Here is a 13,197-nt window from a genome sequence, read left to right as displayed (position 1 = left end):
CTGCCAGAAGGCGTAGAGATGGTAATGCCAGGCGACAACATCAAGATGGTTGTGACTCTGATCCACCCAATCGCGATGGACGACGGTCTGCGTTTCGCAATCCGTGAAGGCGGCCGTACCGTTGGCGCGGGCGTTGTTGCTAAAGTTCTCGGCTAATCGCTGATAACATTTGACGCAATGCGCAATAAAAGGGCATCATTTGATGCCCTTTTTGCACGCTTTCACATCAGAACCTGGCTCATCAGTGATTAATTTTGTCATAATCATTGCTGAGACAGGCTCTGCGGAGAGCGTATAATACGAAAAGCGAATAGCATTTCGATTGGTTTGCCTCGCACTCGCGGGGTGAAAATGTTTGTAGAATACTTCTGACAGGTTGGTTTATGAGTGCGAATACCGAAGCTCAAGGGAGCGGGCGCGGCCTGGAAGCGATGAAATGGGTAGTTGTAGCCGTGCTGCTGATTGTGGCGATTGTCGGCAACTATCTTTATCGTGACATGATGCTGCCGCTACGCGCGCTTGCAGTGGTAATTCTGATTGCTGCGGCGGGTGGTGTCGCGCTGTTGACGACAAAAGGCAAAGCGACCGTTGCGTTTGCCCGCGAAGCGCGTACCGAAGTCCGCAAGGTCATTTGGCCGACTCGCCAGGAAACATTGCACACCACGCTGATCGTAGCGGCGGTAACCGCTGTAATGTCACTGATCCTGTGGGGACTGGATGGTATTCTGGTTCGCCTGGTATCCTTTATCACTGGCCTGAGGTTCTGAGATGTCTGAAGCCCCTAAAAAGCGCTGGTACGTCGTTCAGGCGTTTTCCGGTTTTGAAGGCCGCGTAGCAACGTCGCTGCGTGAGCATATCAAATTACACAACATGGAAGAGTTGTTTGGCGAAGTTATGGTTCCGACCGAAGAAGTGGTTGAGATCCGTGGCGGCCAGCGTCGCAAAAGCGAGCGCAAATTCTTCCCGGGTTACGTGCTGGTTCAGATGGTTATGAACGACGCGAGCTGGCACCTGGTGCGCAGCGTGCCGCGTGTGATGGGCTTTATCGGCGGCACGTCTGACCGTCCGGCGCCAATCAGCGACAAAGAAGTTGATGCGATTATGAACCGCCTGCAGCAGGTGGGTGATAAGCCGCGTCCGAAAACGCTGTTTGAACCGGGTGAAATGGTTCGTGTTAATGACGGTCCGTTTGCTGACTTTAATGGCGTGGTTGAAGAAGTGGACTATGAGAAGTCCCGCCTGAAAGTTTCTGTTTCTATCTTCGGTCGTGCGACCCCGGTAGAGCTGGACTTTGCCCAGGTAGAAAAAGCCTAAGCAGCGATCAAAAAAGCGACGATTTAATCGTTGCACAAGGCGCGGGATTGGAATACAATTTCGCGCCTTTTGTTTTTATGGGTCCCGGCCCGTAAAACGAATTTTATTCACGGGGAGCCTCCCTGAGGCGCTATTACCCAATCAGAGGATTTTAGAATGGCTAAGAAAGTACAAGCCTACGTCAAGCTGCAGGTTGCAGCTGGTATGGCGAACCCAAGTCCACCAGTTGGTCCAGCTCTGGGTCAGCAGGGTGTGAACATCATGGAATTCTGTAAAGCGTTCAACGCAAAAACGGAATCCCTGGAAAAAGGTCTGCCAATCCCAGTCGTAATCACTGTTTACGCTGACCGTTCTTTCACTTTCGTTACCAAAACCCCTCCAGCAGCAGTTCTGCTGAAGAAAGCGGCTGGTATCAAGTCTGGTTCCGGTAAACCGAACAAAGACAAAGTGGGTAAAATTTCCCGCGCTCAGCTGCAGGAAATCGCGCAGACCAAAGCTGCCGACATGACTGGTGCCGACATTGAAGCGATGACTCGCTCCATCGAAGGTACTGCACGTTCCATGGGCCTGGTAGTGGAGGACTAAGAAATGGCTAAACTGACCAAGCGCATGTCCGTGATCCGTGACAAAGTTGATGCGACCAAACAGTACGACATCAACGAAGCTATTGCTCTGCTGAAAGAACTGGCGACTGCTAAGTTCGTTGAAAGCGTTGACGTTGCCGTTAACCTGGGCATCGATGCTCGTAAATCCGATCAGAACGTTCGTGGCGCAACTGTACTGCCACACGGTACTGGCCGTTCCGTTCGCGTAGCTGTATTTGCTCAGGGTGCAAACGCTGAAGCTGCTAAAGCTGCCGGCGCTGAACTGGTAGGTATGGAAGATCTGGCTGATCAGATCAAGAAAGGCGAAATGAACTTTGACGTTGTTATTGCTTCTCCAGATGCAATGCGCGTTGTTGGCCAGCTGGGCCAGGTTCTGGGTCCACGCGGCCTGATGCCAAACCCGAAAGTGGGTACTGTAACCCCTAACGTTGCTGAAGCGGTTAAGAACGCTAAAGCAGGTCAGGTTCGTTACCGTAACGACAAAAACGGCATCATCCACACCACCATCGGTAAAGTGGACTTTGACGCTGACAAACTGAAAGAAAACCTGGAAGCTCTGCTGGTTGCGCTGAAAAAAGCTAAACCAACTCAGGCGAAAGGCGTGTACATCAAGAAAGTTAGCATCTCCACCACCATGGGTGCAGGTGTTGCAGTTGACCAGGCTGGCCTGAGCGCTGCTGCAAACTAATGCCTTTACGTGGGCGGTGATTTTGTCTACAATCTTACCCCCACGTTTGCTAACGAAAGTTAGCGGCTAAAAGATTTGTTCGTTGGAGCCTGGCCTATCCAGGCCTCCGTCGAAGACCGCAGGTGTTTCGCAAGAAACTTAATCCCCTGCGTAGACGGTGACAGAACGCTAAGATTATTTTTAATACTCTGGCTTGTTTCTGCTCACCGTATTAAGACGCTCTTCCCGTTGGGTTGAGTGAAGTGAGTTCCGGAACATGAGTTCCGGCAAACATCCAGGAGCAAAGCTAATGGCTTTAAATCTTCAAGACAAACAAGCGATTGTTGCTGAAGTCAGCGAAGTAGCCAAAGGCGCGCTGTCTGCAGTAGTTGCGGATTCCCGTGGCGTTACTGTAGACAAAATGACTGAACTGCGTAAAGCAGGTCGTGAAGCTGGCGTATACATGCGTGTTGTTCGTAACACCCTGCTGCGTCGCGTAGTTGAAGGTACTCAGTTCGAGTGCCTGAAAGACACGTTTGTTGGTCCGACCCTGATTGCATACTCTATGGAACACCCGGGCGCTGCTGCTCGTCTGTTCAAAGAGTTCGCGAAAGCGAATGCAAAATTTGAGGTCAAAGCTGCAGCCTTTGAAGGTGAGTTGATCCCGGCATCGCAAATCGATCGCCTGGCAACCCTGCCGACCTACGAAGAAGCAATTGCACGCCTGATGGCAACCATGAAAGAAGCTGCGGCTGGCAAACTGGTTCGCACTCTGGCTGCTGTACGCGATGCGAAAGAAGCTGCTTAATCGCAGTTATCTTTATAAAGCATTTGCTTACGTATAAACTTATTCTGATTTTCAGGAACAATTTAAATGTCTATCACTAAAGATCAAATCATTGAAGCAGTTGCAGCTATGTCCGTAATGGACGTTGTAGAGCTGGTATCTGCAATGGAAGAAAAATTCGGTGTTTCTGCTGCTGCTGCTGTAGCTGTAGCTGCTGGCCCGGCTGAAGCTGCTGAAGAAAAAACTGAATTCGACGTAATTCTGAAAGCTGCTGGCGCGAACAAAGTTGCTGTTATCAAAGCAGTACGTGGCGCAACTGGCCTGGGTCTGAAAGAAGCTAAAGACCTGGTAGAATCTGCTCCAGCTGCGCTGAAAGAAGGCGTGAGCAAAGACGACGCAGAAGCACTGAAAAAATCTCTGGAAGAAGCTGGCGCTGAAGTTGAAGTTAAATAAGCCAACTTTTCTGGTTGCAGCCTAAGCAATTAGGCTGATGGCTGGTGACTTTTTAGTCACCAGCCTTTTTGCGCTGTAAGGCATCAGTAGCATTTCACACTGTTTGACTGCTGATTGTCCTGACAATGCTTGTTTCTATCGACGACTTAATATACTGCGACAGGGTGCTCGCTCTGTGTAAATCGCAATGAAATGGTTTAAGCGTGATAGCAACAGGTATTGCGGAAAGTATTCAATTTTCCGGTCCACAAAATGGTGTTGCACAAACTGTCCCTTCGTCGGGCAGATGGGTCGACTTGTCAGCGAGCTGAGGAACCCTATGGTTTACTCCTATACCGAGAAAAAACGTATTCGTAAGGATTTTGGTAAACGTCCACAAGTTCTGGACATTCCATATCTCCTTTCTATCCAGCTTGACTCGTTCCAGAAGTTTATCGAGCAAGATCCTGAAGGGCAGTACGGTCTGGAAGCAGCCTTCCGTTCCGTGTTCCCGATTCAGAGCTACAGCGGTAACTCCGAGCTGCAGTACGTCAGCTACCGCCTTGGCGAACCGGTGTTTGACGTTCAGGAATGTCAGATCCGTGGCGTGACCTATTCCGCACCGCTGCGCGTAAAACTGCGTCTGGTGATCTACGAGCGCGAAGCGCCGGAAGGCACCGTAAAAGACATTAAAGAACAAGAAGTCTACATGGGTGAGATTCCACTCATGACAGACAACGGTACTTTCGTTATCAACGGTACTGAGCGTGTTATCGTTTCCCAGCTGCATCGTAGCCCGGGCGTCTTCTTCGACAGCGATAAAGGTAAAACACACTCTTCCGGTAAAGTACTGTATAACGCACGCATCATTCCTTACCGTGGTTCATGGCTGGACTTCGAGTTCGATCCAAAAGACAACCTGTTTGTCCGTATCGACCGTCGTCGTAAACTGCCTGCAACCATCATTCTGCGTGCACTGAACTATACCACTGAGCAGATCCTGGACCTGTTCTTTGAGAAAGTGATCTTTGAAATCCGCGACAACAAGCTGCAGATGGAGCTGGTGCCGGAACGTCTGCGTGGTGAGACCGCGTCGTTCGACATCGAAGCCGACGGCAAAGTGTATGTGGAAAAAGGTCGCCGTATCACCGCGCGCCACATCCGCCAGCTGGAAAAAGATGATATCAAACACATCGAAGTTCCGGTTGAATACATTGCAGGAAAAGTAGCCGCGAAAGATTACGTTGATGAATCAACTGGCGAGCTGATCTGCCCGGCGAACATGGAGCTGAGCCTGGATCTGCTGGCTAAGCTGAGCCAGTCTGGCCACAAACGTATCGAAACGCTGTTCACCAACGATCTGGACCACGGTCCGTACATCTCTGAGACTGTACGCGTCGACCCAACCAACGATCGTCTGAGCGCGCTGGTAGAAATCTACCGCATGATGCGTCCTGGTGAGCCACCAACTCGCGAAGCGGCTGAAAGCCTGTTCGAGAACCTGTTCTTCTCCGAAGACCGCTACGATCTGTCCGCGGTAGGTCGTATGAAGTTCAACCGTTCTCTGCTGCGCGACGAAATCGAAGGTTCCGGTATCCTGAGCAAAGACGACATCATCGAAGTGATGAAGAAGCTCATTGATATCCGTAACGGCAAAGGCGAAGTGGACGATATCGACCACCTCGGCAACCGTCGTATCCGTTCCGTAGGCGAAATGGCGGAAAACCAGTTCCGCGTTGGCCTGGTACGTGTAGAGCGTGCGGTGAAAGAGCGTCTGTCTCTGGGCGATCTGGATACCCTTATGCCTCAGGATATGATCAACGCCAAGCCGATTTCTGCAGCAGTGAAAGAGTTCTTTGGTTCCAGCCAGCTGTCTCAGTTCATGGACCAGAACAACCCGCTGTCTGAGATCACGCACAAACGTCGTATCTCTGCACTCGGCCCAGGCGGTCTGACCCGTGAACGTGCAGGCTTTGAAGTTCGAGACGTACACCCGACTCACTACGGTCGCGTATGTCCAATCGAAACGCCTGAAGGTCCAAACATCGGTCTGATCAACTCCCTGTCCGTGTACGCACAGACAAACGAATACGGTTTCCTTGAGACCCCGTATCGTAAAGTGACCGACGGTGTGGTTACCGACGAAATTCATTACCTGTCTGCTATCGAAGAAGGCAACTACGTTATCGCTCAGGCGAACTCCAACCTGGATGACGAAGGCCACTTTGTAGAAGATCTGGTTACCTGCCGTAGCAAAGGCGAATCCAGCTTGTTCAGCCGCGACCAGGTTGACTACATGGACGTATCCACCCAGCAGGTGGTATCCGTCGGTGCGTCCCTGATCCCGTTCCTGGAACACGATGACGCCAACCGTGCATTGATGGGTGCGAACATGCAACGTCAGGCCGTTCCAACTCTGCGTGCTGATAAGCCGCTGGTTGGTACCGGTATGGAACGTGCTGTGGCCGTTGACTCCGGTGTTACTGCAGTTGCTAAGCGTGGCGGTACCGTTCAGTACGTTGACGCATCCCGTATCGTTATCAAAGTTAACGAAGACGAGATGTATCCGGGCGAAGCGGGTATCGACATCTACAACCTGACCAAATACACCCGTTCTAACCAGAACACCTGTATCAACCAGATGCCTTGCGTATCTCTGGGTGAGCCAGTTGAGCGCGGCGACGTGCTGGCAGACGGTCCGTCCACCGACCTCGGTGAACTGGCGCTCGGTCAGAACATGCGCGTAGCGTTCATGCCGTGGAACGGTTACAACTTCGAAGACTCCATCCTCGTCTCCGAGCGTGTGGTTCAGGAAGATCGTTTCACCACCATCCACATTCAGGAACTGGCCTGTGTGTCCCGTGACACCAAGCTGGGGCCAGAAGAGATCACTGCCGACATCCCTAACGTGGGTGAAGCTGCGCTCTCCAAGCTGGATGAATCCGGTATTGTTTACATCGGTGCGGAAGTGACCGGCGGCGATATTCTGGTAGGTAAGGTGACGCCGAAAGGTGAAACCCAGCTGACCCCAGAAGAGAAACTGCTGCGTGCTATCTTCGGTGAGAAAGCGTCTGACGTTAAAGACTCTTCTCTGCGCGTACCAAACGGTGTTTCCGGTACGGTTATCGACGTTCAGGTCTTCACTCGTGATGGCGTTGAGAAAGATAAGCGTGCGCTGGAAATCGAAGAGATGCAGCTCAAACAGGCTAAGAAAGACCTGTCTGAAGAACTGCAGATCCTCGAAGCAGGTCTGTTCAGCCGTATCTATGCGGTGCTGGTTGCCGGTGGCGTTGAAGCTGAGAAGCTCGACAAACTGCCACGCGATCGCTGGCTGGAACTCGGCCTGACCGACGAAGAGAAACAAAATCAGCTGGAACAGCTGGCTGAGCAGTATGACGAACTGAAACACGAGTTCGAGAAAAAACTCGAAGCGAAACGCCGCAAAATCACTCAGGGCGACGATCTGGCACCAGGCGTGCTGAAGATTGTTAAGGTGTATCTGGCTGTTAAACGTCAGATCCAGCCTGGTGATAAGATGGCAGGTCGTCACGGTAACAAGGGTGTTATCTCTAAGATCAACCCGATCGAAGATATGCCGCACGATGCTAACGGTACGCCGGTAGATATCGTACTGAACCCACTGGGCGTACCGTCTCGTATGAACATTGGTCAGATTCTGGAAACTCACCTGGGTATGGCTGCGAAAGGTATTGGCGACAAGATTAACGCCATGCTGAAACAGCAGCAGGAAGTCGCGAAACTGCGCGAATTCATCCAGCGTGCCTACGATCTGGGTACCGACGTGCGTCAGAAAGTCGACCTGAACACCTTCAGCGATGAAGAAGTGCTGCGTCTGGCAGAGAACCTGCGCAAAGGTATGCCAATTGCAACGCCGGTATTCGACGGTGCAAAAGAAGCTGAAATTAAAGAGCTGCTGCAACTGGGTGGTCTGCCAACGTCTGGTCAGATTACGCTGTTTGACGGCCGTACCGGTGAACAGTTTGAGCGTCCAGTAACCGTAGGTTACATGTACATGCTGAAACTGAACCACCTGGTCGACGACAAGATGCACGCTCGTTCTACCGGTTCTTACAGCCTGGTTACTCAGCAGCCGCTGGGTGGTAAGGCACAGTTCGGTGGTCAGCGCTTCGGGGAGATGGAAGTGTGGGCGCTGGAAGCATACGGCGCGGCATACACCCTGCAGGAAATGCTTACCGTTAAGTCTGATGACGTGAACGGTCGTACCAAGATGTATAAAAACATCGTGGACGGCAACCATCAGATGGAACCAGGCATGCCAGAATCCTTCAACGTACTGTTGAAAGAGATTCGTTCGCTGGGTATCAACATCGAACTGGAAGACGAGTAATTCTCGCTCAAACAGGTCACTGGTGCCGGGTTAACCCCCGGCACCGGATTGTGCTAACTCCGACGGGAGCAAATCCGTGAAAGATTTATTAAAGTTTCTGAAAGCGCAGACTAAAACCGAAGAGTTTGATGCGATCAAAATTGCTCTGGCTTCGCCAGACATGATCCGTTCATGGTCTTTCGGTGAAGTTAAAAAGCCGGAAACCATCAACTACCGTACGTTCAAACCTGAGCGTGATGGCCTTTTCTGTGCGCGTATTTTCGGGCCAGTAAAAGATTACGAGTGCCTGTGCGGTAAGTACAAGCGCCTGAAACACCGCGGTGTGATCTGTGAGAAGTGCGGCGTTGAAGTGACCCAGACCAAAGTACGCCGTGAGCGTATGGGCCACATCGAGCTGGCGTCTCCGACTGCTCACATCTGGTTCCTGAAATCTCTGCCGTCCCGTATCGGTCTGCTGCTGGATATGCCGCTGCGCGATATCGAACGTGTTCTGTACTTCGAATCTTATGTAGTTATCGAAGGCGGAATGACGAACCTGGAACGTCACCAGATCCTGACTGAAGAGCAGTATCTGGACGCGCTGGAAGAGTTCGGTGACGAATTCGACGCGAAGATGGGTGCGGAAGCTATTCAGGCCCTGCTGAAGAGCATGGATCTGGAGCAGGAGTGCGAGCAGCTGCGTGAAGAGCTGAACGAAACCAACTCCGAAACCAAGCGTAAAAAGCTGACCAAGCGTATCAAACTGCTGGAAGCGTTCGTTCAGTCTGGTAACAAACCAGAGTGGATGATCCTGACCGTTCTGCCGGTTCTGCCGCCAGATCTGCGTCCGCTGGTTCCGCTGGATGGTGGTCGTTTCGCAACGTCCGATCTGAACGATCTGTATCGTCGCGTTATAAACCGTAACAACCGTCTGAAACGTCTGCTGGATCTGGCTGCGCCGGACATCATCGTACGCAACGAAAAACGTATGCTGCAGGAAGCGGTAGATGCCCTGCTGGATAACGGTCGTCGCGGTCGTGCGATCACCGGTTCTAACAAGCGTCCTCTGAAATCTTTGGCCGACATGATCAAAGGTAAGCAGGGTCGTTTCCGTCAGAACCTGCTCGGTAAGCGTGTTGACTACTCCGGTCGTTCTGTAATCACCGTAGGTCCATACCTGCGTCTGCATCAGTGCGGTCTGCCGAAGAAAATGGCACTGGAGCTGTTCAAACCGTTCATCTACGGCAAGCTGGAGCTGCGTGGCCTGGCCACCACCATCAAAGCCGCTAAGAAAATGGTTGAGCGTGAAGAAGCTGTCGTTTGGGATATCCTGGACGAAGTTATCCGCGAACACCCGGTACTGCTGAACCGTGCACCAACCCTGCACCGTCTGGGTATCCAGGCATTTGAGCCAGTCCTGATCGAAGGTAAAGCTATCCAGCTGCACCCGCTGGTTTGTGCGGCCTATAACGCCGACTTCGATGGTGACCAGATGGCTGTTCACGTACCGCTGACGCTGGAAGCCCAGCTTGAAGCGCGTGCGCTGATGATGTCTACCAACAACATCCTGTCTCCAGCGAACGGTGAACCAATTATCGTTCCTTCTCAGGACGTTGTATTGGGTCTGTACTACATGACCCGTGACTGTGTTAACGCCAAAGGCGAAGGCATGGTGCTGACTGGCCCGAAAGAAGCTGAGCGTATTTATCGCGCTGGCCTGGCCTCTCTGCATGCGCGCGTTAAAGTGCGTATCACCGAATACGAAAAAGATGCAAACGGCGAATTCGTTGCGAAGACCAGCCTGAAAGACACGACCATTGGCCGTGCCATTCTGTGGATGATCGTACCGAAAGGTCTGCCTTTCTCCATCGTCAACCAGGCGCTGGGCAAGAAAGCGATCTCCAAAATGCTGAACACCTGTTACCGCATTCTGGGTCTGAAGCCGACCGTTATCTTCGCTGACCAGACAATGTATACCGGCTTTGCTTATGCAGCGCGTTCAGGTGCATCTGTTGGTATCGATGACATGGTCATCCCAGAGAAGAAACACGAGATCATCTCTGAAGCGGAAGCTGAAGTTGCTGAGATCCAGGAGCAGTTCCAGTCTGGTCTGGTAACCGCGGGCGAACGCTACAACAAAGTTATCGATATCTGGGCAGCGGCGAACGATCGTGTATCCAAAGCGATGATGGATAACCTGCAAACCGAAACCGTGATTAACCGTGACGGCGTCGAAGAGCAGCAGGTTTCCTTCAACAGCATCTACATGATGGCCGACTCCGGTGCGCGTGGTTCTGCAGCACAGATTCGTCAGCTGGCAGGTATGCGTGGTCTGATGGCGAAGCCAGATGGCTCCATCATCGAAACGCCAATCACCGCGAACTTCCGTGAAGGTCTGAACGTACTCCAGTACTTCATCTCCACGCACGGTGCGCGTAAAGGTCTGGCGGATACCGCACTGAAGACAGCGAACTCCGGTTATCTGACGCGTCGTCTGGTTGACGTTGCGCAGGATCTGGTTGTGACTGAAGACGATTGTGGCACCCTCGAAGGTATCACCATGACCCCGGTTATCGAGGGTGGTGATGTTAAAGAGCCGCTGCGCGATCGCGTACTGGGTCGTGTGACCGCGGAAGACATTCTGAAGCCGGGCACCGCAGACATTCTGGTTCCACGCAATACGCTGCTGCACGAACAGTGGTGTGACCTGCTGGAAGCGAACTCTGTTGACTCTGTGAAAGTGCGTTCCGTTGTATCCTGTGACACCGACTTTGGTGTGTGTGCACACTGCTACGGTCGTGACCTGGCGCGTGGCCACATCATCAACAAAGGTGAAGCCATCGGCGTTATCGCGGCACAGTCCATCGGTGAGCCGGGTACACAGCTGACGATGCGTACGTTCCACATCGGTGGTGCGGCATCTCGTGCGGCTGCTGAATCCAGCATTCAGGTGAAAAACAAAGGTAGCATCAAGCTCAGCAACGCGAAGTCTGTTGTTAACTCCGCAGGCAAGCTGGTTGTGACCTCTCGTAACACCGAGCTGAAGCTGATCGACGAATTCGGTCGTACCAAAGAGAGCTATAAAGTGCCTTACGGTGCGGTTATGGCGAAAGGTGATGGCGAGCAGGTTGCCGGCGGTGAAACCGTTGCAAACTGGGATCCACACACCATGCCGGTAATCACCGAAGTAAGTGGTTTCATCCGCTTTACTGACATGATCGACGGCCAGACCATTACTCGTCAGACCGACGAGCTGACCGGTCTGTCTTCTCTGGTGGTTCTGGATTCTGCTGAACGTACTACCGGCGGTAAAGATCTGCGTCCTGCACTGAAAATCGTTGATGCTCAGGGTAACGACGTTCTGATCCCGGGTACCGATATGCCTGCGCAGTACTTCCTGCCGGGTAAAGCGATTGTACAGCTGGAAGATGGCGTACAGATCAGCTCTGGTGACACCCTGGCGCGTATTCCTCAGGAATCCGGCGGTACCAAGGACATCACCGGTGGTCTGCCACGCGTTGCGGACCTGTTCGAAGCACGTCGTCCGAAAGAGCCTGCAATCCTGGCTGAAATCAGCGGGATCATCTCCTTCGGTAAAGAGACCAAAGGTAAGCGCCGTCTGGTTATCACCCCAGTAGATGGCAGCGAGCCGTACGAAGAGATGATTCCTAAGTGGCGTCAGCTCAACGTGTTCGAAGGCGAACGTGTAGAACGTGGTGACGTGGTTTCCGACGGTCCAGAAGCGCCGCACGACATCCTGCGTCTGCGTGGTGTGCATGCTGTTACTCGTTACATTGTTAACGAAGTACAGGACGTATACCGCCTGCAGGGCGTTAAGATTAACGATAAGCACATCGAAGTTATCGTTCGTCAGATGCTGCGTAAAGCAACCATCGAAAACGCGGGCAGCTCCGACTTCCTGGAAGGCGAGCAGGTTGAATACTCACGCGTTAAGATCGCTAACCGCGATCTGGAAGCGAACGGCAAAATCGGTGCGACCTTCGCACGCGATCTGCTGGGTATCACCAAAGCGTCTCTGGCAACCGAGTCCTTCATCTCCGCAGCATCGTTCCAGGAAACGACTCGTGTCCTGACCGAAGCCGCTGTTGCAGGTAAACGTGATGAACTGCGCGGTCTGAAAGAGAACGTCATCGTGGGTCGTCTGATCCCTGCCGGTACCGGTTATGCGTACCATCAGGATCGTATGCGTCGTCGCGCAGCGGGCGAACTGCCAGCTGCACCGCAGGTTACTGCTGAAGATGCATCCGCGAGCCTGGCAGAACTGCTGAACGCAGGTCTGGGCGGTTCCGACAACGAGTAATCGTTGATGCCGTAAATAAAAAACCCGCCTCGGCGGGTTTTTTTATATCTGCATTTCTTCAATTCACTAGCGGGATGCGTCGATAAAGCTCAATCATATCGCCCGCCAGATCCTGAATAACCATCGCGTTCATCAGGTGGTCTTGAGAATGAACGGTGATCAGGTTAACAGGCAGTTTCCCGGTCCCTTCGTCAAGTCCAATAAGCTGCGTCTGGATCGTATGCGCGTGCTTCACATATTCGCGGGATTCTTCCATCGCTTTTTCAGCTTCGTCAAACTCACCTTTACGCGCCATCTGCAGAGCCGTCAGGGCCGCACTGCGGGCCGCACCGGCGTTGACCAGCAGTTCCATGATTGTGGTTTCTAAGTCTTCCATTATGACTCCAGCAGTTTAAGCGCTTTTTCCAGTACGGCATCGCCTTTCATCATGCCGTAATCCATCATGTCGATCACCGCGACCTTTTTGCCCAGCGGGTCGGCCTGTGCCTGCAGTTTAGCCTGCTCGTATTTGACCTGTGGCCCCAGTAATACGATGTCGGCCGTCGCGATATTGTCTTTAAACTCCGCAACCGGAACGGCTTTAATGGTGACTTCAACCCCTTTTTTCTGCGCGGCATCTTTCATACGTTGAACCAGCATGCTGGTTGACATTCCCGCTGCACAGCATAAAACGATGTTCTTCATAATCAGCCTCGATCTACATGTGTTTATTGATAATTATCC

General features: G+C 52.4%; 10 protein-coding genes and 1 pseudogene. 9 read left to right on the top strand and 2 right to left on the bottom strand.

What is annotated here, in order from left to right:
• The 9 genes and pseudogenes from tuf to rpoC all read left to right on the top strand — a co-directional run.
• Positions 1-156, top strand: a pseudogene (gene tuf, locus A6013_RS25580) (elongation factor Tu); the annotation flags it as partial.
• 227 nt (positions 157-383) lie between these two features.
• Positions 384-767: a preprotein translocase subunit SecE gene (gene secE / locus A6013_RS23095; RefSeq protein ID WP_003862342.1), complete on the top strand. Its 384-nt coding sequence runs from the start codon at positions 384-386 to the stop codon at positions 765-767.
• Between the two features lies 1 nt (position 768).
• On the top strand, positions 769-1,314 hold the full coding sequence (gene nusG / locus A6013_RS23090; RefSeq protein WP_003862341.1) for a transcription termination/antitermination protein NusG: 546 nt from the start codon (positions 769-771) through the stop codon (positions 1,312-1,314).
• Positions 1,315-1,470: 156 nt separating this feature from the next.
• Complete coding sequence (gene rplK / locus A6013_RS23085) at positions 1,471-1,899, top strand: 50S ribosomal protein L11 (RefSeq protein WP_008503452.1); 429 nt, start codon at positions 1,471-1,473, stop codon at positions 1,897-1,899.
• 3 nt (positions 1,900-1,902) lie between these two features.
• Positions 1,903-2,607, top strand: coding sequence for a 50S ribosomal protein L1 (gene rplA / locus A6013_RS23080; protein ID WP_006810530.1), 705 nt, complete (start codon positions 1,903-1,905; stop codon positions 2,605-2,607).
• A gap of 289 nt (positions 2,608-2,896) precedes the next feature.
• Complete coding sequence (gene rplJ / locus A6013_RS23075) at positions 2,897-3,394, top strand: 50S ribosomal protein L10 (RefSeq protein ID WP_003862338.1); 498 nt, start codon at positions 2,897-2,899, stop codon at positions 3,392-3,394.
• A 66-nt stretch (positions 3,395-3,460) separates the two neighbouring features.
• Positions 3,461-3,826 (top strand): 50S ribosomal protein L7/L12, encoded by a 366-nt coding sequence (gene rplL / locus A6013_RS23070; RefSeq protein ID WP_002445276.1) that lies wholly within the window; start codon positions 3,461-3,463, stop codon positions 3,824-3,826.
• Positions 3,827-4,145: 319 nt separating this feature from the next.
• Positions 4,146-8,174, top strand: coding sequence for a DNA-directed RNA polymerase subunit beta (gene rpoB / locus A6013_RS23065; RefSeq protein WP_015569976.1), 4,029 nt, complete (start codon positions 4,146-4,148; stop codon positions 8,172-8,174).
• 76 nt (positions 8,175-8,250) lie between these two features.
• Positions 8,251-12,474: a DNA-directed RNA polymerase subunit beta' gene (gene rpoC, locus A6013_RS23060; RefSeq protein WP_028015097.1), complete on the top strand. Its 4,224-nt coding sequence runs from the start codon at positions 8,251-8,253 to the stop codon at positions 12,472-12,474.
• Positions 12,475-12,532: 58 nt separating this feature from the next.
• Here rpoC and A6013_RS23055 read toward each other — a convergent pair whose 3' ends face one another.
• Both A6013_RS23055 and A6013_RS23050 read right to left on the bottom strand, forming a co-directional pair.
• Positions 12,533-12,850 (bottom strand): PTS lactose/cellobiose transporter subunit IIA, encoded by a 318-nt coding sequence (locus A6013_RS23055; protein ID WP_008503455.1) that lies wholly within the window; start codon positions 12,848-12,850, stop codon positions 12,533-12,535.
• Complete coding sequence (locus A6013_RS23050; protein ID WP_010425948.1) at positions 12,850-13,158, bottom strand: PTS sugar transporter subunit IIB; 309 nt, start codon at positions 13,156-13,158, stop codon at positions 12,850-12,852. Before A6013_RS23050 ends, A6013_RS23055 begins: the two co-directional genes overlap by 1 nt.
• Positions 13,159-13,197 lie beyond the last annotated feature (39 nt).

The sequence above is a fragment of the Enterobacter sp. IF2SW-B1 genome (assembly GCF_001743375.1).
Taxonomy (GTDB): domain Bacteria; phylum Pseudomonadota; class Gammaproteobacteria; order Enterobacterales; family Enterobacteriaceae; genus Enterobacter; species Enterobacter bugandensis.
Note: the sequence above shows the minus strand (reverse complement) of the source record. Positions and strands in the feature narration are given on the sequence as shown.

Bases quoted from the DNA above. Each gene is read 5' to 3' on its own strand.
- A6013_RS23055 (WP_008503455.1), bottom strand. From the start codon at position 12,850: ATGGAAGACTTAGAAACCACAATCATGGAACTGCTGGTCAACGCCGGT.
- A6013_RS23050 (WP_010425948.1), bottom strand. From the start codon at position 13,158: ATGAAGAACATCGTTTTATGCTGTGCAGCGGGAATGTCAACCAGCATG.
- rplK (WP_008503452.1), top strand. From the start codon at position 1,471: ATGGCTAAGAAAGTACAAGCCTACGTCAAGCTGCAGGTTGCAGCTGGT.
- rplJ (WP_003862338.1), top strand. From the start codon at position 2,897: ATGGCTTTAAATCTTCAAGACAAACAAGCGATTGTTGCTGAAGTCAGC.
- nusG (WP_003862341.1), top strand. From the start codon at position 769: ATGTCTGAAGCCCCTAAAAAGCGCTGGTACGTCGTTCAGGCGTTTTCC.
- secE (WP_003862342.1), top strand. From the start codon at position 384: ATGAGTGCGAATACCGAAGCTCAAGGGAGCGGGCGCGGCCTGGAAGCG.
- rplL (WP_002445276.1), top strand. From the start codon at position 3,461: ATGTCTATCACTAAAGATCAAATCATTGAAGCAGTTGCAGCTATGTCC.
- rplA (WP_006810530.1), top strand. From the start codon at position 1,903: ATGGCTAAACTGACCAAGCGCATGTCCGTGATCCGTGACAAAGTTGAT.
- rpoB (WP_015569976.1), top strand. From the start codon at position 4,146: ATGGTTTACTCCTATACCGAGAAAAAACGTATTCGTAAGGATTTTGGT.